Origin of the sequence: Sinorhizobium sojae CCBAU 05684 (genome assembly GCF_002288525.1) — a bacterium.
Taxonomy (GTDB): Bacteria; Pseudomonadota; Alphaproteobacteria; order Rhizobiales; family Rhizobiaceae; genus Sinorhizobium; species Sinorhizobium sojae.
The window spans coordinates 1,585,684-1,610,313 of record NZ_CP023068.1; the positions used below are offsets into that span (position 1 = coordinate 1,585,684).

Consider the following 24,630-nt stretch of genomic DNA (forward strand, 5'->3'; position numbering starts at 1 on the left):
TTGCTCGGGGTCGCGGCCGCGCATCTTCCCGACGCGAACTCTTCAGCGTCGATCGCAAGGGTGTACTGGATCCGGTGATCGTCTACACTCCATTGCGGCCGAGTTCCTTTCGGCAGCTCTGAATGAGGGACAGCCGATGAAGGCCGTCTTCGTACTGTTTGATTCGCTCAACCGACACGCTCTCGCGCCATACGGGGGAAGGCGGGTGCCGACGCCCAATTTCGCCCGCTTGGCTGAGCACACGACGACGTTCGAGCGCCACTATGTCGGCAGCCTGCCTTGCATGCCGGCGCGTCGCGACCTGCAGACCGGGCGGCTTAGCTTTCTCCACAGGAGCTGGGGTCCGCTCGAGCCTTTCGACAATTCCTATCCGGAGATCTTGTGCCGCTCCGGCTCGTATAGTCATCTCGTCACTGATCACTTCCATTATTTCGAAGATGGCGGCGCGACCTATCACACCCGGTATGATAGCTACGACTTCATCCGCGGGCAGGAGGGCGACCCCTGGAAGGCGATGGTGCAGCCACCGTGGGAACGGCTGCGCCAGATGTACCATGAGCGGCAGTTCAGCGAGACGGCACGAGACAAGTTTCGCCGCAACATCGTGAATCGCGAGTTCATCAAGGATGAGAGCGAGTTCCCGTCGGTGCGTTGCTTCGCCACCGGACTGGAGTTTCTCGAGCGGAACCGGACTGCGGACAATTGGTTCCTGCAGATCGAGACGTTCGACCCGCATGAACCATTCACTGCGCCCGTGCGGTTTCGCGAAGCATTCACCACGGGCTGGAACGGTCCGGTTCGCGACTGGCCGCGTTATGGCCGCGTCGACGAGCTGCCGGAAGAATGCGAGGAACTGCGCGCCAATTACTACGCTGTCGTTGCGCTCTGCGATGTTCTCATCGGCCAGCTTCTCGATTATTTCGATCAGCACGACCTCTGGCGCGATACCGCGCTTGTCGTCACCACGGATCACGGATTTCTTCTTGGCGAGCATGATTTCTGGGCGAAGAACCGGATGAACATGTATGAGGAGATCGTACACATCCCGCTCTTCGTGTACGATCCGCGGCGGCCGGGGAGCGTCGGGGCCCGGCGAACGGGACTCACCCAGACCATCGATCTCGCGCCGACATTCCTCAATCTGTTCGGCGTGCCGACCCCGGCCGAGATGCAGGGACATTCCCTGCTGCCGCTGCTCGACGCCGATCGTTCGCTGCGGCACGGCGCCCTATTCGGCTATTTCGGCGGTGCGATCAACGTGACCGATGGGCGCTATACCTATCATAGGTTTCCGCCCGATCCTCGCTCGCAGGAGCTCTATCAATATACACTGATGCCGACGCACATCTGGGAGCCGTTCACGCCGGATGAACTGGCTGGAGCCTCGCTTGCACAGCCGATGCCCTTCACGAAGGGAGCGCCGGTTCTTAAGATACCGGTCATCAAGCGGTCGCCGATGTTCGACAACTACGGTCCCGGCGCGCTCCTTGAGAGTGAAACGCGGCTCTACGACCTTGCTGATGATCCTGGGCAGGATACGCCTGTCTCTTCCCAGGAGATCGAGGAGGCAATGATCCGTCTCATGCAAGATCTCATGCGCGCCAATGATGCCCCGCCCGAAGCTTACGATCGTATTGGGATCGATGCGAAGTAATACAAGTGCGCCTGGTCAGTTCAACTGCACCGCTGCGGTCAGGTGCGACGCCGGTGACTTGACCGCAGCAACTCCGGCAGCTCTACGCACGACAGCAGCAATCGGGCCTATGTTCCAGGCTGGCGCATGGCAAGCATCGCCGATGCGCTGCACCCATATTTCCTCGAAGATCTCGACGTCGCATTCGCCGCATACAAGCTGTCGCTTGCCAGCAAAACAGAGAATGCGGCTGTTTCAGCAAGGCTTGGCATGTGAAGAGGGTCTCCGTGGGGCGATGGTTATTCTCGCCCCCTCTCTGCCCTTCGGCAGGTTGCCGGCGATCTATACCGAGACTCTGACTCCTCCGGCCGCCAACCCGCCACGGAGCACAGCCCCTATCACCATAGACGACTAGGACTTCCATGCCTTAATGATGAGGGACGGCATGTCGAACTCGATCGTGCCGCCGTCGATCACAAATGGCCCGAGCGCGGTCTCCGACTCCATTAGAAGCCGCTCGAACTGCTGGTCGGTCAGCACGCCGCCGAGCGTCCACACGCAGGCGCGTTCCGTCGACACCAGCGCATCTATCGATCTGAAGCGGACCTTTCCATTGCGTTGGACGATCTCCGCCTCCATAAGACCCGCTTCACTGCAGATTTCTTGCAACCGCCCAACGTTGCCGAGGCTGAAGGGTGCGCGGAAGGCGTCTCCCACCTCTTTCCCGAACAGCTGATCGAGCAACAGCGCGAAGGCGCCGTAACCCGGAGAGTTCTCAACTGCATCGCACACGGCGACCGCCAACCGCCCGCCCGGCCTCAGGACTCGCATCATCTCGGCGAGTGCCTTCGGCTTGTCCTCGAAGAACATGAAGCCGAACTGGCTTACGACGACGTCGAAGCCATTGTCCGGCAAGGGCAGCGCCTCGGCTTTTCCTTCCAGCCATTCGATCTGCCCGGGCTTGCCACGCGCAACCGCCAGCATGTCCGGATTGGCATCGAGCCCAACCACGGAGCCCGAAGGGCCGGTGATCTTCGCTGCGGCGAGCGTCAGAGCGCCGGTGCCGCAGGCCACGTCGAGCACGCGGTCGCCCTTCCGCACCCCGGCCTCGGCAGCGACAACCGGTCCCCATTGGGCAAACAGAGCCGGCACGAAATGGGTGTCGTAGATCTCCGCCGGACCGCGCACTTCCGTAGTCATTGTCCTTCTCCGCCCTGGTCTTCCATCTCCGGCACATTCGGTGGATATGCCAGCGGACACAGGGTATGCTTCGGCATGGTGCAGGCCCATGACCATACGTCTTTGTCGCTTGCCGCATCGTCCATGGTGCTGGATGCGGAGCGGTCGGCAGACGCTTCGGCAACGATGCAGCCGCCCACCGCATGCGCGACGCATGGCACGGATCCGCTTTCCGATGTCCTGCGCGCCGTCAAGCTGACGGGGGCGCTCTTTTTCCTGGTGGATGCGTCTTTCCCCTGGGGCGTGGAGGTGCCGCGTGCGGAAGCGTTCTCCTCCATCATCCTACCGCGCGCGCAGCACATCGTCTCGTACCACATTATCCTGAAGGGTGCGGGCTGGGCGAGCATTCCCGGCGTCGCCTCTACCTGGTTCGAGGCGGGCGATGTGCTGGTGCTTCCGCATGGCGACCCCTATTCGATGCTCAGCGAACCCGGCCAGCCGCCGGAATTCGACATCGAAGCAACGATGAACTTTTTCCGAGACATGGCGGAGGGCAGGCTGCCCTTCGTGACCAAGGAAGGCGGCGGCGGCGAGCCGCGCAGTGAATTTGTCTGCGGCTTCCTGGGGTGCGACATGCAGCCGTTCAATCCTGTGCTCTCCACTCTGCCGCCCCTCTTGCGGATCAAGCGGCCTCGCAACGGACGCGAAGATCTCTTGAGCCGCCTCATCGATCTCACGCTTGCCGAGGCACGGCGGCCGCGTCTCGGTGGCGAGTCCATCCGGCTGAGACTGAGCGAACTGGTTTTCGTCGAGGTGATGCGCCGGTATCTGGAGACGCTGCCGGCCCGCGAGACCGGCTGGCTTTCAGGTTTGCGCGACCCTTCGATCGGCAAGGTTCTGGTGATGCTCCACGAGCAACCCGCATATTCGTGGACCCTCAACGAGCTGGCGAGCCGTGCCTGCATGTCGCGTGCGGCGTTGGCGGCACGCTTCACTCAGCTCGTCGGCCACGCGCCGATGCAGTATCTGACGCTCTGGCGTATGCAGATCGCCGCGCGTCTTCTTGCCGACAGTTCCATGAAGGTGGCAGCGGTGGGCCGTGAAATCGGCTACGAATCCGAAGCGGCCTTCAGCCGGGCGTTCAAAAGGACCGTGGGCGTCTCACCCGCCGTATCGCGGGGCCGTGCCGCTGAATCCAGCCGCTTTTGAGAAATCCGATCGGCCGATTGCGCCAAGCTAACCAGAGGCACGCCTATAGACCGGTCTGTCAACATCCGGAGACCACGCGCTTCATTGCCGTTCAGATCGAACGCGGCAACGCGAACTTCACATCCAGCTGAGCCGGTCGGGAGGCTGCGAGCGCCCGTCCGTGGTGTCGGCTGTTTATCCCTCGCGAGCATCTTGGACTCCGCGACGGCCCTGTAGACTGGACGACCAGGCCACTGGTCTCGCGGCGGAAAAAGGTACATGTTGTACCGAAATTCAGCCGCTCGAATGGCATGGGCATCGGCACGAGCGGCGTCGGGTGGGGGGAGCGCCATGACAGTGTCCACGCGCAACACGCCTGCACAAGCGAAAGGCAGTCGCAAGTTTTTGGTGCTCGCACTTGGATCCGTCGGGGTCGTCTATGGCGACATCGGAACCAGTCCCTTGTACGCCTTCCGGGAGGCGCTTCGTCCCCTTGCCGCAGAAGGGGTCCAGCGCGGTCAGGTCATTGGTCTCGTGTCGCTGATGCTCTGGACGTTGACCATCATCGTCACCTCAAAATATGTGCTGTTTCTGCTTCGCGCCGATAACGATGGCGAGGGTGGCACGCTGTCGCTTCTCGCGTTGCTCATGAAACGAGCACCACGGAATACGACGGTGATGTTCGTGACCGGCATTTTAGGCGCCGCACTCTTTCTGGGCGACGCGATGATCACACCGGCCCTTTCCGTCCTGTCGGCTGTCGAAGGATTGAAGCTCGTGGCGCCAGCATTCCACGATTACGTCCTGCCGATCTCGGTCGCGATCATGGTGCTGTTGTTTGCAATCCAGTCCAAAGGCACGGGAGCGGTATCGCGCTTCTTCGGACCGATAACCCTCGTCTGGTTTCTGGTGCTCGGCGGAGCCGGTATCGCGCATGTCGGTGACGATCTCGCAATTCTGTCGGCCTTCAATCCCGCCCATGCCGTCATCTTTTTGTGGAATGCCGGTCTTGTGGGCTTTATCGTGCTTGGAGCCGTTTTCCTCACGGTCACTGGTGCGGAGGCGCTTTACGCCGATCTCGGCCATTTCGGCAGGCGCCCGATCGAGGCGGCCTGGTTCATAGTTGTTTTTCCGGCTCTCGCCTTGAACTACCTCGGCCAGGGCGCACTGGTTCTTGCCCATCCGGATGCAATCTCGGATCCGTTTTTCCTGCTGTTCCCGAACTGGGCGATCTTGCCAGTGGTCTTCCTTGCCACCGCTGCGACCATCATTGCCAGCCAGTCCGTAATCACCGGAGCCTTCTCGCTGGTGCGGCAAGCGATCCATCTGGGCTTCCTGCCTCGCTTGGAGATTCGCTACACCTCCGAAACCGAGACCGGACAGATCTACCTGCCATTCGTCAATACCGCACTGCTGTTAGGTGTACTTGTTCTCATGTTCGTGTTCGGAAGCTCCGAAGCTCTTGCCCCGGCCTACGGCGTATCGATCTCCGGTGCCATGATAGTCGACACGGTTCTCGCCTTCGCCTTTGTCCGGCACTTGTGGAACTGGTCAGCCTTGACCGCGACTGCGTTTCTGTTTCCGCTGCTCCTGATCGAACCGATTTTTCTCGGCGCCAACCTCTTCAAGATTCACCATGGAGGCTTCGTGCCCATACTGTTCGCAGGCGCCATGATGACGATGATGTGGACGTGGCGAAAAGGTGTGAAACTTCTGCGCGAGAAGACTACGCGTCAGGAGATTCCGCTGAGCCAGTTTATAGCCGCAGTCGAACGAACGTCCGAGCATGCGCCCGTCATCGTCCCGGGAACGGCGATCTTTCTGACGGCGACGCCGGATACCACCCCCGCGGTTCTGTTGCACAACATCAAGCACAATCACGTGCTTCATCAGCGCAACGTCATCCTGACGATCAGGACCGCCAGAGTCCCCTATGTGCGGGAGAAGGACCGCTTCACGATCACGAAGCTCTCAGACCGCTTCAGCAAACTGGAGCTGCGGTTTGGCTTCATGGACGAACAGAATGTCTCGCAGGCGCTCGCGCACTGCCGGAAGGCGGGATTCAAATTCGAGATCATGACGACGTCGTTCTACCTGGGCCGGCGCAAGCTGATCGCAGACCCCAACTCAGGCATGCCGCTCTGGCAGGACAAGCTATTCATCGCGCTTGCGGACTCGGCGATCGATCCAACCGACTATTTCCATCTGCCGGCAAATCGAGTGGTCGAGTTGGGCGAGCAGGTCATCATTTAGCGGAGCCGCGCGCTGTAGCCCGTAGGCCGCGGTTCACGGGAGGGGGAAGCATGAAGCACGAAGAGCATCCACCGATCGTCGGGATCGAGGCCTCGGCAGGGAGCGTCCAGGCGCTTCAGACCTTCTTCGATCGGATGCCGGACGATACGGGCGCCGCTTTCGTCGTGATCGTCCACCTCAGTCCTGGCAATACGAGCGACCTTGGCAACATCCTGGCAAGGTGCACGCGGATGCCGGTGAAGCAGGTTGCAGGTCAGGCACGTCTTGAAAGCAACCATGTCTACGTCATCGCCCCCAATCGGCGGGTGAAGATCGCCGACGGCATGATAGGAACGCTTGAGTTCGATGAGCCGCAAGCGCATCGGACGCCGGTCGATTTCTTCTTGCGATCGCTTGCGGAGCAGGATGGCAGCGCATTCGCCGTCATTCTCACCGCCGCCGGCTCCGACGCCGCCATCGGTGTCAGGGCGATCAAGGAGGCCGGCGGCATCGTGCTCGTTCAGGATCCGGACGAGGCGGAATATGCCTCCATGCCCTACAACGCCATCGCCGCCGAGGCCGCCGACTTCGTGCTGCCGATCCGCGAGATACCCGATCGCCTGAGCGCACTGATCGCAAGCCGAGCCGCGGCCGCATCCGCGCCCGGTCGCTCCGGCGACGAAGGGTATCGTTCTACGGGGGAAGAACCCGAGACCAGCGAGGAAGAGCTTCCGAACAACGAGCTCAAGCTGAAGCTCGAAAGCCCCTCACGCGCCCATAGCGATCTTCAGAACCTGATGGCGGCGACAGACGTCGCGATGCTCTTCCTCAATCAATCCCTACAGATCAAGCGATTCACGCCGCGCTTGATGGAGATATTCAACGTCACTCCGAATGACGAAGGGCGGCCGATCACCGACTTCACCCATCAGCTCGACTGTCCCAATTTTGTCGACGACGCGCGCACGGTGCTAAAGGGTCTCGCGCCCGTCGAGCACGAGATCGAGAGCCGCAACGGCCGCTGGTATCTCGTGCGAATGCGGCCCTATCGCACGATCGACCACAAGATCGACGGCGTCGTGGCGACCTTCGTCGACGTCACCGACCGCCGTCGCGCCGAGGAGATTGCACGCGAGAGCAAGCAGCGCCTCGATCAGGAAATGCGGCTGGTCGAGCTTTCCCGTTCGCCGATCTTCGTGTGGGATTTCGACGACGGCATCCAGCAGTGGAACCGCGGCAGCGAGGAGCTTTACGGCTATTCGCGCGATGAGGCTCTCGGGAAGCAGAAGGAAAAATTGCTCAAGACCGTCGTGCCGGGCTCTTCCTTCGAGGCTCTACGGCAGACGCTTCTAGAAAAGGGCTATTGGAGCGGCGAATTGCGTCACACCACCAAGGATGGCCAGGTGCTGACAGTTGAGAGCCATATCGAGCTTCAGCCGCTCGGTGACCGGCGGTTGGTTCTCGAGGGCACACGGGACGTCACGGAGCTCAAGCGCTGGGAGCACCGGCGGCAACTGCTACTGAGCGAGTTGAGCCACCGGGTGAAGAATACGTTGGCCGTGGTCCAGTCGCTCGCGCGGCAGACGCTGAGAACCGCCCATTCGAGTGAAGACTTCGTCGAACTTCTCAACGGGCGACTCACAGCCTTGGCCAATGCTCATAAGCTGCTCGTCGAATCCGAATGGCGCGGCGCCGAACTTGGCATGCTGGCGTTCAGCCAGCTCGAGGCCTACATCGGAGGCGATCGCCAAAGGCTGCGGATCGAGGGCGAGAGCGTCATGCTGCCACCCGACATTGCGACGCCCTTTGGCCTTGTGCTTCACGAGCTCGCGACCAATGCCGCCAAGTATGGTGCACTCGCGGTCGCAAACGGACAGGTGGCGCTCAGTTGGAAACTTGGGAGCGAGGGCCGGCGGTTGTCCGTCACTTGGAGGGAGATCGGCGGACCACCGGTGAAGCCTCCGGAGGAACAAGGTTTCGGCGGGGTTTTGATCGAGAAGAGTTTGCCGGGAGCGACCGTCCGCCGCGATTTCCGGTTGGACGGGATTGTCTGCACGATCGACATTGAGCTACCGGATGCCGCATAGCAGCGGGAGGTATCAGCGCGCCGGTCTCGGCGTGCGGCCCCGGACTTTACCGGGGGAACTTGTGTGTCAGCAGCTTTGCCAGCAGGCAGCGGTTTCGCTGGCGACGAGCGACACTACTTGGACCTGAGCTTCTCGTTCGACAGGCATACCTGCATCCTCAATCGAGGCGGATCGGTCAGAGGAGATTTTGCCGCGGCCTCGCGTTGGCGCCCCAGCGATCCGTCTCCTATCTATCCGATCCGAACAGTTGTGTCGGAGACGAACTCGTATGGTGGAACAGCCAAGTTCGACGGCGCTGGACCTCTTCGAACTCGGCCGGCGGTGTCGTAGTGAGACCCGTGACAAGGGCAGAACCAGCCGCCGAATTCGCCAGCCTCCCCCAGCGGCACGCAACCAAGGTGGGTACACACGCCGACCATGATGATCAAGTTCTCCCGCCCTTCTGGCGACCGGGCATCATTCGTTGCCAGCGCATCGCCGGCAATATTCGCGTTGCGGGCCAGCGGGTCCTTCAGCGCCGAAATGTCCACACGTCGCGCTGCCACGACCTCTTCTTCGGTGCGATTGCGGATGAACACTGGAACGCCTCGCCATTTTACGGTCAACGACATCCCGGGCTCGATTGCAGAAATGTCGACTTCCACGATCGAAAGAGCCAGCGTCCCCGCGTCGGGACGCATTTGGTCGATGAAGGGCCATGCGGCGCCGACCAAACCGACTGCGGTCCACATGCCGGTCGTCACATAAAGGAAATCACGCCGTGTCGGCTCGCGTTCACTCATGTGTCATCATCAGTTAGATGGAGGCCGGTTCGATACACCCTGATAACAAGGAGTCTTCGAGCTTGTTCCAACATGGGGAAGCGCAGCCAGTTCGAGAACCGCTCGTCAAAGCTACACGTTACCACTGAGTGAGCGCCTTGACCGGTACTCGTCAGCGTTACAATGCTCCAAAACCGGCATTCATCGGACCAAACCCAACGGCTCTGTAACCATGGCACCCAGAGCTTGCCAGGATTGGGGACTCCGGAACGGGAAACTGAACATCGCCCATCACCCTGCCCCGTCCTCCAAATCACATCGATTTGCCGCTGGCACGCGAAAACGGCGTCGAGTGCACTCGCGCCACCGGCACGGCGTCAGTGGCGGGTGCGAGGACATTGGCCTGTTGCACGAAGGCGACAAATGCCCCGCGAGCGGTCTCGACGTCCATCTCGCCCGCAAGGGCTGCTCTGCAAGCATTCAGCGCGATGGCGTGCGTTTGGTTTCGCTTCGACGGCTGCCGCTCGTTCAGCAACGCATAGGCCTCTCTCACGCTGCTGATGTCGACCGGAAATCCGAGACCCACAAGGATTGTGACAGGGTGCCGAAATTGATCCCATTCCATCGCTCTCCTCCGTTCACTGCAATGTCGACGACCGCCGGCATGACATTCTCCAATCTGCAATTCCTCCTTCGCCTCGGGCTGCGGCCCTCGGGTCCAGCTTACCGTTAGGGCATCCGTTCAGGTGCAAAGCATCTTTGGTCCAAGAATCTGCCGACGTCCGCGCCCGGTCAGGGGCGCGGACTGATCATTTCAGTCAGAAGTCCATGCCACCTGTCGGCATCGGCGGGACCGGCACCTCCTTCTTCGGCTTCTGGGCGACCATCGCCTCCGTGGTAATCAGCAGGCCGGCGACCGAGGCAGCGTCCTGCAGCGCGATGCGAACAACCTTGACCGGATCGATCACGCCCTGGTCGTAAAGATCACCGAACTCATTGGTTTGGGCGTTCCAGCCATAGCCGAAGTCGGTAACCTCGCGCAGCTTACCGACGATGATCGAGCCTTCGGCACCGGCATTCTCAGCGATCTGCCGGACCGGCGCCTCGAGTGCTCTGCGGACGATCTCGATACCGTGTTTCTGGTCTGTATTTTCGGTCTGCAGGCTCTCCAGTGCCTTGACGGCTCGCAGCAGAGCGACCCCGCCGCCGGGCAGCACGCCCTCCTCAACGGCCGCCCTCGTGGCATGCATGGCATCATCGACGCGGTCCTTGCGTTCCTTCACCTCGACCTCGGTCGAGCCGCCGACGCGGATGACGGCAACCCCGCCCGCAAGCTTTGCCAGCCGCTCTTGCAGTTTTTCGCGATCGTAGTCCGACGTGGTTTCCTCAATTTGCGCCTTGATCTGGGCGACACGGCCCTGAATCTCCGTCTTCGACCCCGAGCCATCGACGATCGTGGTGTTTTCCTTCTCGACGACGACCTTCTTGGCGCGACCAAGCATATTGAGCGTCACGTTCTCGAGCTTGATGCCGAGATCTTCGGAGATCACGGACCCGCCGGTCAGGATGGCGATATCTTCCAGCATCGCCTTGCGACGGTCGCCGAAACCTGGCGCCTTGACAGCAGCGACCTTCAGGCCGCCGCGCAGCCTGTTGACGACGAGCGTCGCCAGTGCTTCGCCTTCAACATCCTCGGCAATGATAAGGAGTGGCTTTCCCGACTGAACAACCGCTTCGAGAACCGGAAGCAGCGCCTGCAGGTTCGAGAGCTTCTTTTCGTGGATGAGGATATAGGGTTCCTCGAGCTCTACGCGCATCTTGTCCTGGTTGGTGATGAAGTACGGCGACAGATAGCCGCGGTCGAACTGCATGCCCTCGACGACTTCCAACTCAGTCACAGCGGTCTTGGCTTCCTCGACTGTAATGACGCCTTCATTGCCGACCTTCTCAACCGCCTCAGCGAGGAAGCGACCAATCTCGGTGTCGCCGTTGGCCGATATCGTGCCTACCTGGGCAATTTCGTCGTTTTTTGTAACTCTCCGCGCATTTATCTTCAGCTCCTGAACGATCGCGTCGACGGCCTTGTCGATGCCGCGCTTCAGGTCCATCGGGTTCATGCCCGACGCCACCGCCTTCGCACCTTCTTTGACGATCGCTTGGGCGAGAACTGTCGCGGTGGTGGTGCCGTCACCAGCAATGTCGCTGGTTTTCGAGGCAACCTCTCGCACCATCTGTGCGCCCATGTTCTCGAACTTGTCCTCCAACTCGACTTCCTTGGCGACCGTTACGCCGTCCTTGGTGATCCGGGGCGCCCCGTACGACTTGTCGATAACGACGTTCCGACCTTTCGGGCCGAGCGTAACCTTCACGGCATTGGCAAGGATGTCGACACCGCGCAGCATCTTCTCACGGGCTTCGGAATGGAATTTCACTTCCTTGGCGGCCATTTTTCTACTCCTTCCTGGGGCAGCATTCCTTTGTCGGGCCTAGATCCTAGGCTGCGCTTCGCGCTTGAGCGTCGACCTCGATCACGCCCATCACGTCGGATTCCTTCATGATCAGGAGATCCTCGCCATTGAGCTTGATCTCGGTGCCCGACCATTTGCCGAAGAGAATGCGGTCGCCCACTTCTACATCAAGCGGTCGCAACTGCCCGCTGTCGTCACGCGCACCAGGGCCGGCAGCAACAATCTCGCCTTCCTGTGGTTTTTCCTTCGCCGTGTCGGGGATGATGATGCCGCCGGCCGTCTTTTCCTCGGCCTCGATACGGCGAACTAGAATACGGTCGTGCAAGGGACGGAACGTCATGTCGCTCTCCTATGGACAAACAGCTTTCACAAGAGGTCCTCCGCGCCGCATTCGAAGCGAAACCGACGCGGAGCGCCGATCCTTTCGGCATCGCGCGCAATCGATCTGGTTTCTGATTTTTCGAGTTTCAAGAGGACGGCACAGATTTTTTGGCACTCGACATTTGAGAGTGCTACCTACGTGGATTCATGGAGCTATTTGCGTTTCTGCCGTCCTAGTGCGCAGAGTTGCCGCCCCGTGATGGAGGCGCCAGGGGATGGCCGCATTCCCTCTTGACGGCGCCCGATTTAATTCCCACCTCATCGTTGCCGACCGCCGATATGGGGTCGGAGTCAGGGAGCGCCGAGCTTCTTGGCACTCCCTCGTACCTATGTTGCTCTACGGAGGATGTAGCTATGAGAACGAGCTTCGACTTTTCCCCCTTCTACAGGTCGAGCATCGGATTCGACCGCATCTTCGACCTGCTCGAGAACGCAAGCCTCGACGCTGAAAACTGGCCGCCCTACAACATCGTCAAAATTGGCGAAGATGCTTACCGCATCACCATCGCGGTGGCGGGTTTTGCAGAGGACGAACTGACGATCACCCACGAGGCGAACATGCTCGTGGTTAACGGCGCGAAATCCGAGGACGAAGAGGAACGGTATCTCCATCAGGGCCTGGCCGTAAGGCCGTTTGTGCGGCGATTTGAACTCGCTGACCATGTGATCGTCGAGGGCGCAAAGCTCGAAAACGGACTGCTCGTCATCAACCTCAGGAAGGAAGTACCTGAGGAGATGAAGCCGCGTAGGATCGCGATCGAAACCGAGATGACGAAACCGGCTTCGAAGCAGATCGAAGGAGAGAAGGCGGCCTGATCAGCGCGCACGGCTCCTTTCCCACCTGTTCACGAGCAGGCGAAGGAGGGCAGCCGTGCCAGAAAAGGAGGAAAGAACCCGAAGAAAGGATGACAGCTATGAGTGTACGTGACCTGATCCCGTGGAGCCGCGGCACAAGCCAGGTTCCGACCATGTATCGCAGCGATGATATGGATCCGTTCCTGTCTCTGCACCGCAATGTCAACCGTCTGTTCGATGAAGTTTTTCGCGGTTTCGGGCCGCCGTCGTTGCTCAGTGGAGCATCGCCCTTCAATGGCTCGTGGCCGCACGTGGAAGTCGACGAGAATGACGACGAGATCCGCGTGCTAGCGGAAGTACCGGGCATCGAGCCAGATGATGTCGAAGTGCTGCTGGAGGACGGTGTGCTTACGCTCCGCGGCGAGAGCAAAGCAGAAACCGAGGACAAGGAACGCCGGTTCAGCGAGCGCTATTACGGCCGCTTCGAACGGCGGCTGGTTCTTGGCCGCGATGTCGATGAGGATAACGTCGCCGCGACGTTCAAAAACGGCCTTCTCGCAGTGACGCTGCCGAAGACAGCAAAGGCGGGTGCCAACGTCAAGCGGATCTCGATAGACAGGGCCAAATAGCGCCGACGCCGCAAAATCAGCCGGGTGCGGACGTGCCCGGCTGGTTGTTCGCGAACAGGCAGAGGACGGTATCGATGACCGAGCCCGTGAAGCGAGACGCACAGACAATCCGTACTACCCGGAAGTTTGAAGCGCACCTCGGCACGTGCCCGATCGACGTGATCGAGTCGCGAACGAGGACCGGTTGCTTCGCACGTATTTTTCGCCCGTCACGCTCGGTGATGACCTCGGCGCGCGTGTCGAAGCGACCTTGGCTTCTGGTTTTCGAACGACAAGTCCCGCCCGTTATCGATTATCTGATGGGCTACACAGGTGGCAGTGACACGCTTAACCAGGTCGAATTGCGCTTCCCGTCCCGCGATGCCGCCGTTGCCTACGCGGAACGGGAGAAATTGAATTACAGTGTCATGGACGACAAGAGCCGCTCCCGGAGTTTCCAGCACATCCCTTCGAATCCGACGTCTGACGACACGCGTTCCACCGCTCTCGCTTCGCGACCGACATATCGGCGGCGTCGCCAATCCCGAAAGGCCCGCCGCTGAGGCGACGCGACGGGCCATACTAATCCCTGTCTCCAGTCATACATGGGCATGCAGCGCTTCAGCTCGTCTTCGACGAGGAACGGCACGACGTCGGTTCGTTGCACCCGCCTCCTCTTCGGAATTGGTGAAGCCGGTGACGCACTTTCCGTAGGTGACCCTCAGGACAGCCGGGCCGTGGCAGACGGCCGCAACCGGTTTGCCCGCGTTGTAGAAATCCTCGATGAGCGCGATCGAGTTCCTATCGTACTGAACCCGCGGCTTTGCAGCTGGGATTTCTAAAAATCAAGGCTTGGGTTGAAATCAGATAATCAGCTGTACGATGTGGGTGAACGGCGTCATTGCCCATTTACCGCTAGCATCTTTCGCCGTTCGATAGATGATGAAATCACTCCCCACCGTAAACGTTCCGTGCATCGTAATCTCGTTCCCGGTTGAGAGTACGGCTCGGAGCTCATTTGCATGGCGTAGGTCGATCTCGTTACTGATCAACTCTGCAAGTGTTAGGTCAAGCCTCTCAGGCATCTGGCAATTCATTGCTCTGTGCGCCCACGATGGTCTCGGCGCGCGTCGTTATTGACGGAGCATTCCACAGAACACCAGCAAAGGGAACCCCATCAGGTCGCAAGTCACACTGCATCTCGTATACTGCCCGTTTGGCATGGCTCGCCGTGCGTTGAGGCCAAAGTGCCAGTAAGGTTGCGGGCGGCAGAGAGCCTCTGCCGCCTCGCCCCCGGGCGGTTGCCTTCGTTCTCGGCATCGTGCTTTCCAAAAATCGGTCCGATCTTCGGGCCGATGCGGCGGGCGCCGTAGCGCGGCGCTTAAGGGCGCGCTAAAATGTCGACATGACCCAGCGATACGAATTGCATGATGATAGCAACGGCTTGTGGAGTGTGATTGATCGCTTCACGGGCTGGCCTGCTCGATGGCAAGGCATACCCCAGACCGGCCTGGACTATTTCGATGCGGACGATCTAACGGACTTGCTCAATCTGCTAGACGAACGCAGACGAGCGAAAGGCAAGCCGGAGAGCGACGGGCTAAAGTGAGCGAACCGGTTGCGTTACACCATCCAACAGAACCGAAAAGCAGCTAGCTCAACATCGTAACGGGCCGGACCGTCGGCTGCCCCGCCCCACCGAGCTGCGTGAATTCCAGTTCCGCCGCAAAAGCCGGTTATGCGTGAACGGCAGCGGCCTCACGAAAAGAAACAAGCTTCTGGCGCCGTTCGTCCCAAAGGACAAGCCTGATGCACTGAAAGCTTTCCGAAAGGGTGATGCGGCCGATGCTCGCGAGTTGTGGGTGGTCGCGCAGAACTTCGGACAACCTGTAGTAAGGGATCCTGCTCGCCAGGTGATGCACATGATGAATGCCGATGTTGCCGGTCAGCCATCTCAGCACCAACGGCAAATCGTAGTGGGAGGCGCCATGTAGGGCTGCCTGGGGAAAGTGCCAATCCTCCCCGGCCGACCAGTGCGTCTCTTCAAACTGGTGCTGCACGTAGAAGAGCCAGATGCCGGCCGCACCCGACAGAAGCACAACCGGTAGGTGGATCAAGAGGAAGGGCAGCAGTCCAACCGCCCAAGCCATCAATGCGGCGCACACCACGATCGCAAGGTTGGTCGCCATCGTCGATATCCAGGGCAGCGCTCCCCCGTTCATCAACCCGATCGGCAGGCGCTGCTTGAGGAGAAAGAGCCAGGCGGGGCCTAGGCCGAACATTACCAGTGGGTGCCGGTACAGGCGATAGCCGAGGCGCTTCATGGGAGAAAGTGCGCGGTATTCTGAGACCGTGAGCGTGGTGATGTCGCCGATACCCCGTTCCTCCAGATTACCGGCCGAGGCATGGTGAGCGGCGTGCGCCCGGCGCCAGCAATCGTAAGGAGTTAGGGTAAGCACGCCGATCGCACGTCCTGTCCAATCGTCGAGGCGGCGACGAGCGAAGAACGAACCGTGGCCGCAATCGTGCTGGATCATGAAAAGCCGCAGGAGGAAGGCCGCCGCCGGAATGATTGCGATCAGCCCGTACCAGAAGCCATGAGCGAGGGAAAAATAGGCGACAGCCCAGAAGCCGGCGAGCGGAAATACGGTGACAAGAAGCTCCAAGACGCTGCGCCCGAAGCGGGGCTGACGGTATTTCGCAAGGATCTTCAACCATGCTCCGGCGTCATCCTTAGCAAGCGCGGCGGGTGGATGGACATGTGCGTTCATCAAAACTGATCCGTATTTTTCTTGCCCCGCCAACCATCTGACACGCCTGCGGCTTGCGCCTGAGTTGCGGGCGGACTGGTGGAAAGTGTCAGGCCTGACGAGCCTTGCGTGCGGCATAGCGGCGATCGCGCTCGGCTTTGCGTGCAGCCTCGTCGGCGAGGACGCGTGAAGCGCGATCAGCAATTTCAGCCTCGCGGTCTTCGGCTTCTTTCCGCTCCTTGGCTTCGGCTGCCGCCACCGCCATTGCGGCTTCCGCCAGTTTCAGCGCCTTGCGTTCGGCCCGACGGGACTCGCGTGCAACCGCCACCGCTTGGCGGGCGGCAAGCCGCTCCTGTGTCTCCGGGTCGGTTGCCTTCGGGGCGGAGGCGAATTTTGCCAGAAGCTGACGCTTGGCTTCGGCCGCAGCCAAGCGGCGCTCGGCAAAGCCATTGTCGTTCGGGTGTCTCAATAGAACTCCTTAATTCTCGTCGGGGCGGGACGAGCAGGTGACGCATTTGGAAAGGAAGGCGATAGTGCCGGCGAACGGAGCCTCAATATAGAGAAAGGCCAGACATCCGCCTGGCCTTTCGAACTTCTTACCGCCATGCCAGTACATCCGTGGTCATCGGCGGCCAAAGCTTTAGGCAGCGCGGAGCTGGCCTGCGGACATCTTGCCCGACTTGTTGTCGCGCTCCAGCTCGAAGCCGAGCTTCTGACCTTCGACAATCGAGTTCATGCCTGCGCGCTCGACAGCTGAGATATGAACGAACACGTCGGCGCTGCCGTCGTCAGGCTGGATAAAGCCGAAGCCTTTGGTGGAATTGAACCATTTAACTGTGCCAGTGGTCATAACGAACCCTTTCTTAGCAACATTGATCACCGCCGGGCGACGCACGGCGGGGCATTTTTTCGACTTTTGAAAGGAGAACTTCGTCAAGGCGCACGAGGCGCAGCAACAACAGATATCGGCAAACAAAGTATCGATGGTCTTCAGTACCGGTCTTTAAGCCGCGCGTCAACTTGTTGTTTGAGTTTCACCCATTTACTATCATAGATTGCAATCGGCAGCCGAGATCGCCTTGCCGCCTCGCTCATCACAGCAAAGGACGACGCCGGGGCACCGCGCTAACGCTGCCACGTCACGTGGCCCGCCGCGGCAGAGGGTATGCCTCGGCTTCGTAGAGCCGTCGCATCTGTTGACCATCGTAGCGCTCTTCGTCCACCTCCAGAACGGAGCCGCGGAGCATCGAGACCGGCATTTCCTCGATCGCAAAGCGAAGTGCCTCGGCAGCCGATTCAAATCTCTTGTACCGGAGCCGGCTCGTCCTTCTCACGGTTTTACAGGGATAAAGCCCTGCGCCGGCAGTGTAATCAAACGTTTGCATGAGCCCGCTCCTGGGCAAGCAAAGCGTCGGCGCCCCTCCTACGCTTTTCGAGACGCCTCTGCCTTTCGACTGGCCTGACCTCACGCAGCCTGCGAATTTGTCTAGCGCGTATCTCCTGGAGTTTGGCAGCATTTGAGCCTTCGGGCGCTGCGCACGAGAATAGGCTTTCCGCTACGTGGCGGTTCGTGTGTTTCATAAGGTTATCCTAAAACGGCTTACTCGGAAGATAAGGTTCAGCCTGCTTCTGACCGGGACTGAAACCCCGTTCACGAACTTGGCTGTCGTGCCCTGCGCCATCGCCGTACTCTTAGGCCCAGCGCGCACGAATTACACGAAGGCAGGAAAGGCTGCCGGCTCGCGCTGCCAAAGTGAACCGCTTGATGCGCGGTGCCCCCACTGGCTCGCTTCTGCTTTTCTGCTGAAGCCGCACGTTTTCGCCGTATCCAAATTCGCTGACGCTAACGAGATTACGGGCTAGGATGTGAAGGTGAAGGTCGGAAGACATGCTGTCCTCCTTTCGTTGGGGCCAGGACACAAAGGCCCCGAAGCAGCAGCGCCCTGACAATGGCTACTGAAGTCCGGAGCATGCGCTCTTTAACTCTCATCCGCAAGGGCGCTGGCCGCATGGGAATTGTCGAACGATGTTCTCGTTATGCGCAAAGCCCCGTGCTCCGGCCGCAGCCTCCTCGATACGGGCATGGATATCCTGAAATCCGATTGGATCGCGAGCGTGAGGCGCACCTGACTCTCCGCAATCGTCCCTTGCCGATTCGCCAGAGACAAATCCCGGCGCTACGACAGCCAACCGCGCCACGAGTGGGCCCCGATCGGCAGTGAAGATTCATCACCGCCTGCCACGCGGACTCTCGAAACGGGCGATTTCCGCGCCGGCCTGCAGATAGGCGCCGGCCTGGACACTGATCCGAATCTTGCCTGCCCGCGCTGCCGTGACCTGGGTTTCCATCTTCATCGCTTCCATGACGGCAATGAGATCGCCAGCAGCGACCTCTGCCCCGTCCTCGACTTTGAAGGCCTGCACGGTGCCGGAGATCGGCGCGGCTATGCTCAATGGATCTTCTGCCTCGGCTGCCAGCGCCGAACTCGCCCCCTTGCCCGCAAGTCCTCCGAGACACCCCAGTAGTGCCGCCGGAATGCCGAGCTCATGGCGCTTTCCGTCGATCTCGACATGGGTGCGGACCAGATGGGCATCGGCGACCGGCTCGGGCCGGGCCTCCGCCTCCATACGGGCGGCGAAATCGGTCTCGATCCAGCGCGTATGGACCTTGAAGCCGTTCTCGCCGATAAAATCCTCGCTCTCGATCACGGCGCGATGGAATGGGAGTACCGTGGCAACACCGTCGACGGTGAATTCTTTCAGAGCGCGGCGGGCACGTCTCAACGCCTCCTCGCGTGTTCCGCCGGTGACGATCAGCTTCGCCAACAGCGAATCGAAGCTGCCGGGCACGGTCGAACCCGAAACCACGCCGCTGTCGAGACGGATGCCGGGACCGGAAGGGGCGTCGAAATTCGTGATCGCACCCGGTGTCGGCAAGAAGCCGCGGCCAGGATCCTCGGCATTGATGCGGAACTCGATCGAATGGCCGCGCGGGACAGGCGTTTCGGTCACGCGCAGAGGCAGCCCGTCGGCGATGCGCAACTGCTCGATGACGAGGTCGACGCCGGTGGTCTCCTCGGTTACCGGATGCTCGACCTGAAGGCGAGCATTCACTTCAAGGAAAGAGATTGTGCCGTCGACGCCGAGCAGGAACTCGACCGTGCCCGCGCCCGAATAGCCGGACGCTTCGCAGATCTTCTTCGCGGCATCATGGATCGATCGGCGCTGAACGTCGGTGAGGAATGGGGCGGGCGCCTCCTCGACGAGCTTCTGATTGCGCCGCTGCAGCGAGCAGTCACGGGTGCCGAGCACCAGGACATTACCGTGCTTGTCAGCCAGAACCTGCGCCTCGATATGGCGCGGACGATCGAGGAAGCGTTCGAGAAAACATTCGCCGCGGCCGAAGGCAGCCTTGGCTTCACGCACGGCGGATTCGTAAAGTTCCGCCACTTCCTCCATCTTCCAGGCGACCTTCAAGCCACGTCCGCCGCCGCCATGGGCCGCCTTGATGGCCACGGGCAATCCGTGCTTTTCGGCAAAGGCGACGACTTCGGCCGCTGTTGCGACCGGGCCATCGCTGCCGGCCACCAACGGTGCACCGACGCTCAGAGCAATGCGTCGGGCCTCGACCTTATCGCCGAGCGCTTCGATGACGTGCGGGTCCGGGCCGATCCACATGAGGCCGGCATCGATTACCGCCCGGGCGAATTCGGCTCGCTCGGAGAGGAAACCGTAGCCGGGATGCACGGCATCGGCCCCGGAGCGCACGGCGATGTCGATCAGCTTGTCTATGTCGAGATAGGTTTCGACGGGACGGCTGCCGGAGAGTCCATAGGCCTCGTCGGCAAGCTTGACGAAGAGCGCGTCGATGTCCGGATCGGCATAGACGGCGACCGATTGCAGGCCGTGGTCGCGACAGGCACGGATGATGCGCACTGCGATCTCGCCGCGATTGGCGATCAGGACTCTCTTCATGGATGGCTCCTCCTGGATTTTTTTAACGGCCCGGCCCGCGGTCTTACGCCCGTGCGGGCCGAATATCCGCGAAAGTCGTCACGGGCCGGAAGCGGATCTGGGCATTGACCGGAATCTGGCCGGCGAGATCGAGATGGTATTCGGCGACCGTGCCGATGACCGGGTAGCCGCCGGTGAGCGGATGGTCGGCGAGAAAAAGGACCGGTTGACCGCTATGCGGCACCTGGATGGCGCCGGTCGCCGTTGCCTCGCTCGGCAATTCCTCCTTGCCTTTGCGCTCGAGGGCGATCTCCCCGGAGAGACGGATGCCGACGCGGTTCGACTGCGGCGTCACCTGCCAGAGCTGGTCGGAGAGGCTGTCAACGCCCGCCTGGGTGAACCAGTCGCTGCGCGGACCCATGATCACGTCAAGCGTCACGACCTCGCCGGGAGCGGGAAGCTCGTAAGCCGGCGTTTCGGTGAGAGACACGCTGGTCAGGGCCGAGGTTTCTCGTTCCACGGTTAGAATCGTGTCTGCCGTGACTGGATCCGGGCCGACGACGGCGAGCGTATCGGTCGAGGCGCTGCCGAGCACCGGCTTTACATGGAAGCCGCCGCGGATGGCCAGATAGCTGCGCATTCCTCTCTGCGCATGGCCAAGTGTCACGACATCGCCGGACTCAAGTGAGATCGGTTGATAGGGTTCTGCCGTGATGGTGCGCCCGGCGGCGTCACTGATCGAAATTGGGCAGGGGGCGCCGGTGAGCGCCACCACCGTACGGCCCGATGATTCGAACGAGAAGCCACCGGGGATGATTTCAAGGCAAGGCGTGCCAATGGCATTGCCGACGACTCGGTTGGCGGCTTTGAGCGCGCCCCGATCGAGCGCGCCGGAGGAGGATACACCCTGACCGGTCTGGCCGAAGCGACCAAGATCCTGGAACAGCGCCGCCATTGGAGCGGTCAGAACCTTCAGCGTCAGCGCCTCGGCGGTGCACTCGGTCGAGCCGGCGTCAGGAGTTTTGATCGCCGCGGCGGAAACCGGGACCGAGCTCTTTTCCAGATCAAAGAATCGCACGCGATAGCCCGGCTGGAACAGCGCCGGCGGATCACGCGACAGGTCCCACATCTTTTCCGGCGTCGTGCCGATGATCTGCCAGCCACCGGGACTTGCCTGCGGATAGACGCCGCTGAAGGCACCCGCCAAGGCAACCGAGCCGGCTGGGATCTTTGTGCGCGGGCTCTGGCGGCGCGGCACGTGCAGCGCTGGATCGCCGCCGACGAGATAACCGAAGCCGGGCGCGAAGCCACAGAAGGCGACGGTGAATGTGCTCCCGGTGTGGCGGCGGATGACGTCTTCGACGGAAAGGCCGGTCAACTGCGCCACGTCTCCCAGGTCTTCGCCGTCGTAGCGGACGGGGATCTCGACGAGCTCGTCGGAGGGCGGGATACGGGCGGACAGATCGCGGGTGGCGATCTCGCCAGCCAGCCTCTCCGCCGTCAGCAGTTCCGGGCGGAAGCGGATCATCAGCGTACGGGCGGCCGGCACCATGTCCTCGATGCCCTCCACCGGATCGGCGTCTAGCGAAGCAAACAGCGCCAGCGTCTCGTCGAGATCTGCAAGTTCGACAAGCAGGGCTGTCAGGCTCACGGGCAAGAAACGCATCAGGACCTCAGGCGTGATAGGCGAAATCGGGAATGTCGGTGATGAACATATGTCCCGGCGCATGGGTGATGGCAAAGGGCACACTAGATGCCATCACGGCCGCCTGCGGGGTAACGCCGCAGGCCCAGAAGACGGGAACCTCGCCGGGCTCGATGCGCACCGGATCGCCGAATTCCGGCTTCGACAGGTCCTTGATGCCGATCTCTTCCGGCGTCCCGACATGCACGGGTGCGCCATGTACGGCCGGAAAGCGGCCCGAAATCGTCGCGGCATCTGCCACCCGGGACGCCAGAATGGGGCGCATGGATACCACCATGTTGCCATGAAGGCGGCCAGCCGGACGGCAGGCTTTGTTGGTCAGGTACATCGGTACGTTGGATTTATCGGTCATGTGGCGGATCTCGATGCCGGCTTCGATCATCGGCGTTTCGAAGGTGAAGCTACAGCCGATCAGGAAGCTGACAAGATCGGGATACTCGGCCCAGGCGGCAGTCGCATCCGCGGTCTCTTCAGCAAGCTTTCCGTTACGCCAGATGCGATAGAGCGGCAGGTCGGTCCGGAGATCCGCGCCGGGCGCAAGCAGTGTCGAATGCGAGCCAGGGTCGGACACATCGAGCACCGGACAGGCCTTTGGATTGCGCTGTGCATAGAGAAGAAAATCGAAAGCCCAGTCGCGCGGCAGCACGATCATGTTGGCCTGGGTAAAACCCGACGCAATGCCCGAGGTGGGCTCGACGCTACCTGCGCGATAGCGTTCCCGGGCGTTTCGGGGTGGCTCGGCATTGACGTGGCGAATATGTTCCAAGGCGATCACTGGGTATCTCCCTCGCAGTTCATGCGGACAGGAAAGAGCGGACGGTAATCCCGTCGGCTTCGAAGGCTTGGCGTATCGCCTTGGCGATGGCTACAGCGCCGGGGCTGTCGCCATGCACGCAGATCGACTGAGCGTCGATCTTGATGGTCGAGCCGTCGATCGCCTCGAGCGTTCCCTCACGAGCAAGCTGCAGCATGCGGTGGGCGATCAGTCGAGTGTCGTGCAACACGGCACCGGGCTCTCGGCGCGAAACGAGCTGGCCATCCGGCGCATAGGCTCGATCGGCAAAGGCTTCCGCAACGGTCCTGAGGCCGGAGTCTCGCGCCAGCTTAAGGATCGGCGCATTGGCAAGACCCATCAGCACCAGCGAGGAATCGATCGCCTTGATGCCGTCGATCACCGCCTGGCCCTGTTTCGGATCATGGGCAATGCGGTTGTAGAGTGCGCCATGTGGCTTGACGTAGCCGACGGTGACGCCGGCCGCCGCTGCAATGCCCTTCAGTGCGCCGATCTGGTAGATCACGTCGGCGGTCAGATCGTTGCTGGCGACGTCCATGTCACGCCGGCCGAAGCCGACGCGATCTGGATACGAGACATGAGCCCCGATCGAAACACCTTTTTCTGCGGCGGCCCTGACGGTGTTCAGGATCCCGAGCGGATCGCCGGCATGGAAGCCGCAGGCGACATTGGCGCTGGACACGATGGCAAGCATAGCCGCGTCATCGCCCATGCTCCAAGCGCCATAGCTTTCACCGAGATCGCTGTTCAGATCGATGGCAATCATGTCAGATCTCCTTAGGCAGCGAGAAGCGCGAAGATTGGGCCGATCGACTTGTAGCCCATGTACCAAGTGAGGGCGCAGACCAGTACGCCGAGAGCCAACAGCCAGCGCGGATAACGATAGCTGCCCATCAGGTCGGAGCGGGCCCAGGCCGCATAGATGAAGATCGACAGACCGATCGGCAGGATGAGGCCGTTCAGGCCGCCGACAAAGACCAGCATCTGGGCCGGGGGCGTGGCGATGACCACGTAGAAGAACAGGGAGATGGCAATGAAGATCACGGTTGCGATGTTGCGGGCGCGCTCGGTAATGTCCGCCTTGAAAATGGTGACAAAGGAAACCGAAGTGTAGGCGGCGCCGATGACTGAAGTGATGGCGGCGGCCCAGAGGATGACGCCGAAGATGCGCAGGCCGACGTCGCCGGCGGCCGCCTGGAAGGCCTGGGCGGCTGGATTCGCACCCTTACCCGAGACGTCGATGACAACGCCGCTCGCAACAACGCCGAGAACCGCGAGGAAGAGCACGTAGCGCATCACGCCGGTCACGGCGATGCCGGTGAGGGCTGCGCGATTGACCGCACCGAGGTTGTCGATGCCGACCGTGCCCTTGTCGAGCAGGCGATGGGCGCCGGAATAAGTGATGTACCCGCCGACGGTACCGCCGACGATGGTGGTGATGGTGGCGAAATCGATGGTAGACGGCAGGAAGGTCTGGAACAGCGCCTCGCCGACGGGCGGACCGGATACGAAGGCAACGTAAACGGTCAATGCGATCATCAGGATGCCGGCAAGGATGATGAAGCGGTCGACCGCCATTCCGGCGCGCTTCGACAGGAAGATGCCGATCGACAGGATGGCGCTGATCGCACCGCCGACCTTGGGATCGAGGCCGATCATCGCATTGAGGCCTAGGCCGGTGCCGCCGATGTTGCCGATATTGAAGAACAGTCCGCCGACGATGACGAGAATGGCAAGGAGATAACCGGATCCCGGGATAGCCGCATTGGCGAGGTCGGATGCACGCATCTTCGTCAGCGTCACGATCCGCCAGATATTCAGCTGGACGACGAAGTCGATCAGTATCGACGCAAGGATGGCGAAGGCGAAGGCAGCGCCGAGCTTAGTGGTGAATGTCGCCGTCTGGGTGATGAATCCCGGACCGATGGCCGAGGTGGCCATCAGAAAGATCGCAGCTGTGAGCGCTGCCCGACGCGACTTGCTCGACATGCCGGACGACGTGCCCGACCGGACTTCGACGGACGAAATCACGGACTGTTCCATGAACCCTCTCCCTATGTTCAGGCACCCCCTCCTCGGGGTGACCAAGAATTACT

Annotated in this window: 24 protein-coding genes and 1 pseudogene; 9 read left to right on the forward strand and 16 right to left on the reverse strand. The window is 61.1% G+C overall.

Annotation, left to right across the window (positions count from 1 at the left end; translation table 11 throughout):
• The first annotated feature begins 136 nt into the window (after positions 1-136).
• Positions 137-1,654 carry a sulfatase family protein gene (locus SJ05684_RS25085; RefSeq protein WP_034857929.1) on the forward strand — a complete coding sequence of 506 codons (1,518 nt, stop codon included), beginning with the start codon at positions 137-139 and terminating at the stop codon, positions 1,652-1,654.
• Positions 1,655-1,780: 126 nt separating this feature from the next.
• A complete protein-coding gene (locus tag SJ05684_RS30870) occupies positions 1,781-1,909 on the forward strand; it encodes a hypothetical protein (RefSeq protein ID WP_280109816.1) in 129 nt (42 codons plus the stop codon).
• Positions 1,910-2,044: 135 nt separating this feature from the next.
• On the opposite strand, the gene SJ05684_RS25090 is transcribed toward SJ05684_RS30870, so the two are convergent.
• Positions 2,045-2,833, reverse strand: a complete 789-nt coding sequence (locus SJ05684_RS25090) for a class I SAM-dependent methyltransferase (RefSeq protein WP_034857927.1) — start codon at positions 2,831-2,833, stop codon at positions 2,045-2,047.
• Between the two features lie 75 nt (positions 2,834-2,908).
• Between SJ05684_RS25090 and SJ05684_RS25095 the strand changes: the two genes are divergently transcribed.
• From SJ05684_RS25095 to SJ05684_RS25105, 3 genes are all read left to right on the forward strand, one after another.
• Positions 2,909-4,021, forward strand: a complete 1,113-nt coding sequence (locus SJ05684_RS25095) for an AraC family transcriptional regulator (RefSeq protein ID WP_244426699.1) — start codon at positions 2,909-2,911, stop codon at positions 4,019-4,021.
• 330 nt (positions 4,022-4,351) lie between these two features.
• Positions 4,352-6,253: a potassium transporter Kup gene (locus tag SJ05684_RS25100; RefSeq protein ID WP_034857924.1), complete on the forward strand. Its 1,902-nt coding sequence runs from the start codon at positions 4,352-4,354 to the stop codon at positions 6,251-6,253.
• Between the two features lie 50 nt (positions 6,254-6,303).
• Complete coding sequence (locus tag SJ05684_RS25105; protein ID WP_034857923.1) at positions 6,304-8,319, forward strand: chemotaxis protein CheB; 2,016 nt, start codon at positions 6,304-6,306, stop codon at positions 8,317-8,319.
• 230 nt (positions 8,320-8,549) lie between these two features.
• On the opposite strand, the gene petA is transcribed toward SJ05684_RS25105, so the two are convergent.
• From petA to SJ05684_RS25125, 4 genes are all read right to left on the reverse strand, one after another.
• Positions 8,550-9,101 carry a ubiquinol-cytochrome c reductase iron-sulfur subunit gene (petA, locus tag SJ05684_RS25110; protein WP_034857921.1) on the reverse strand — a complete coding sequence of 184 codons (552 nt, stop codon included), beginning with the start codon at positions 9,099-9,101 and terminating at the stop codon, positions 8,550-8,552.
• Positions 9,102-9,393: 292 nt separating this feature from the next.
• Positions 9,394-9,705 (reverse strand): DUF982 domain-containing protein, encoded by a 312-nt coding sequence (locus SJ05684_RS25115; protein WP_034857919.1) that lies wholly within the window; start codon positions 9,703-9,705, stop codon positions 9,394-9,396.
• A gap of 193 nt (positions 9,706-9,898) precedes the next feature.
• The gene (gene groL, locus SJ05684_RS25120; RefSeq protein WP_034857918.1) at positions 9,899-11,527 is read right to left on the reverse strand and encodes a chaperonin GroEL; all 1,629 of its coding nucleotides are present in this window, start codon (positions 11,525-11,527) and stop codon (positions 9,899-9,901) included.
• Positions 11,528-11,573: 46 nt separating this feature from the next.
• On the reverse strand, positions 11,574-11,888 hold the full coding sequence (locus SJ05684_RS25125) for a co-chaperone GroES (protein WP_034857915.1): 315 nt from the start codon (positions 11,886-11,888) through the stop codon (positions 11,574-11,576).
• A gap of 395 nt (positions 11,889-12,283) precedes the next feature.
• On the opposite strand from SJ05684_RS25125, the gene SJ05684_RS25130 reads away from it, so the two are divergent.
• The 3 genes from SJ05684_RS25130 (at position 12,284) to SJ05684_RS25140 (ending at position 13,895) form a co-directional block, all read left to right on the forward strand.
• Entirely contained in the window at positions 12,284-12,745 is a 462-nt protein-coding gene (locus SJ05684_RS25130; protein WP_034857913.1) for an Hsp20 family protein, read from the forward strand.
• Positions 12,746-12,843: 98 nt separating this feature from the next.
• On the forward strand, positions 12,844-13,353 hold the full coding sequence (locus SJ05684_RS25135) for an Hsp20/alpha crystallin family protein (protein ID WP_034857911.1): 510 nt from the start codon (positions 12,844-12,846) through the stop codon (positions 13,351-13,353).
• A gap of 74 nt (positions 13,354-13,427) precedes the next feature.
• Positions 13,428-13,895: an NADH dehydrogenase ubiquinone Fe-S protein 4 gene (locus tag SJ05684_RS25140; RefSeq protein ID WP_083846241.1), complete on the forward strand. Its 468-nt coding sequence runs from the start codon at positions 13,428-13,430 to the stop codon at positions 13,893-13,895.
• A gap of 35 nt (positions 13,896-13,930) precedes the next feature.
• Here the strand turns inward: SJ05684_RS25140 and SJ05684_RS30685 are convergent.
• A pseudogene (locus SJ05684_RS30685) lies at positions 13,931-14,138 on the reverse strand (type 1 glutamine amidotransferase domain-containing protein); the annotation flags it as partial.
• A 57-nt stretch (positions 14,139-14,195) separates the two neighbouring features.
• On the reverse strand, positions 14,196-14,429 hold the full coding sequence (locus SJ05684_RS30990; RefSeq protein ID WP_034857909.1) for a hypothetical protein: 234 nt from the start codon (positions 14,427-14,429) through the stop codon (positions 14,196-14,198).
• A 308-nt stretch (positions 14,430-14,737) separates the two neighbouring features.
• On the opposite strand from SJ05684_RS30990, the gene SJ05684_RS30995 reads away from it, so the two are divergent.
• Complete coding sequence (locus SJ05684_RS30995; protein ID WP_034857907.1) at positions 14,738-14,941, forward strand: hypothetical protein; 204 nt, start codon at positions 14,738-14,740, stop codon at positions 14,939-14,941.
• A 127-nt stretch (positions 14,942-15,068) separates the two neighbouring features.
• On the opposite strand, the gene SJ05684_RS25160 is transcribed toward SJ05684_RS30995, so the two are convergent.
• The 9 genes from SJ05684_RS25160 to SJ05684_RS25205 form a co-directional block, all read right to left on the reverse strand.
• Positions 15,069-16,103, reverse strand: a complete 1,035-nt coding sequence (locus SJ05684_RS25160; RefSeq protein ID WP_034857905.1) for a fatty acid desaturase — start codon at positions 16,101-16,103, stop codon at positions 15,069-15,071.
• A gap of 88 nt (positions 16,104-16,191) precedes the next feature.
• The gene (locus SJ05684_RS25165) at positions 16,192-16,551 is read right to left on the reverse strand and encodes a DUF6481 family protein (protein ID WP_095694380.1); all 360 of its coding nucleotides are present in this window, start codon (positions 16,549-16,551) and stop codon (positions 16,192-16,194) included.
• Positions 16,552-16,722: 171 nt separating this feature from the next.
• On the reverse strand, positions 16,723-16,932 hold the full coding sequence (locus tag SJ05684_RS25170; protein ID WP_011970048.1) for a cold-shock protein: 210 nt from the start codon (positions 16,930-16,932) through the stop codon (positions 16,723-16,725).
• A 289-nt stretch (positions 16,933-17,221) separates the two neighbouring features.
• Complete coding sequence (locus SJ05684_RS25175) at positions 17,222-17,467, reverse strand: hypothetical protein (protein WP_034857893.1); 246 nt, start codon at positions 17,465-17,467, stop codon at positions 17,222-17,224.
• 844 nt (positions 17,468-18,311) lie between these two features.
• Positions 18,312-20,057, reverse strand: coding sequence for an acetyl/propionyl/methylcrotonyl-CoA carboxylase subunit alpha (locus SJ05684_RS25185; RefSeq protein WP_034857889.1), 1,746 nt, complete (start codon positions 20,055-20,057; stop codon positions 18,312-18,314).
• A 43-nt stretch (positions 20,058-20,100) separates the two neighbouring features.
• Positions 20,101-21,702 carry a 5-oxoprolinase subunit B/C family protein gene (locus SJ05684_RS25190; protein WP_034857886.1) on the reverse strand — a complete coding sequence of 534 codons (1,602 nt, stop codon included), beginning with the start codon at positions 21,700-21,702 and terminating at the stop codon, positions 20,101-20,103.
• 7 nt (positions 21,703-21,709) lie between these two features.
• Complete coding sequence (locus tag SJ05684_RS25195) at positions 21,710-22,516, reverse strand: putative hydro-lyase (RefSeq protein ID WP_034857885.1); 807 nt, start codon at positions 22,514-22,516, stop codon at positions 21,710-21,712.
• A 19-nt stretch (positions 22,517-22,535) separates the two neighbouring features.
• Entirely contained in the window at positions 22,536-23,300 is a 765-nt protein-coding gene (locus SJ05684_RS25200; RefSeq protein ID WP_034857883.1) for a LamB/YcsF family protein, read from the reverse strand.
• Positions 23,301-23,311: 11 nt separating this feature from the next.
• Positions 23,312-24,523: an NRAMP family divalent metal transporter gene (locus SJ05684_RS25205; RefSeq protein ID WP_083846240.1), complete on the reverse strand. Its 1,212-nt coding sequence runs from the start codon at positions 24,521-24,523 to the stop codon at positions 23,312-23,314.
• Positions 24,524-24,630 lie beyond the last annotated feature (107 nt).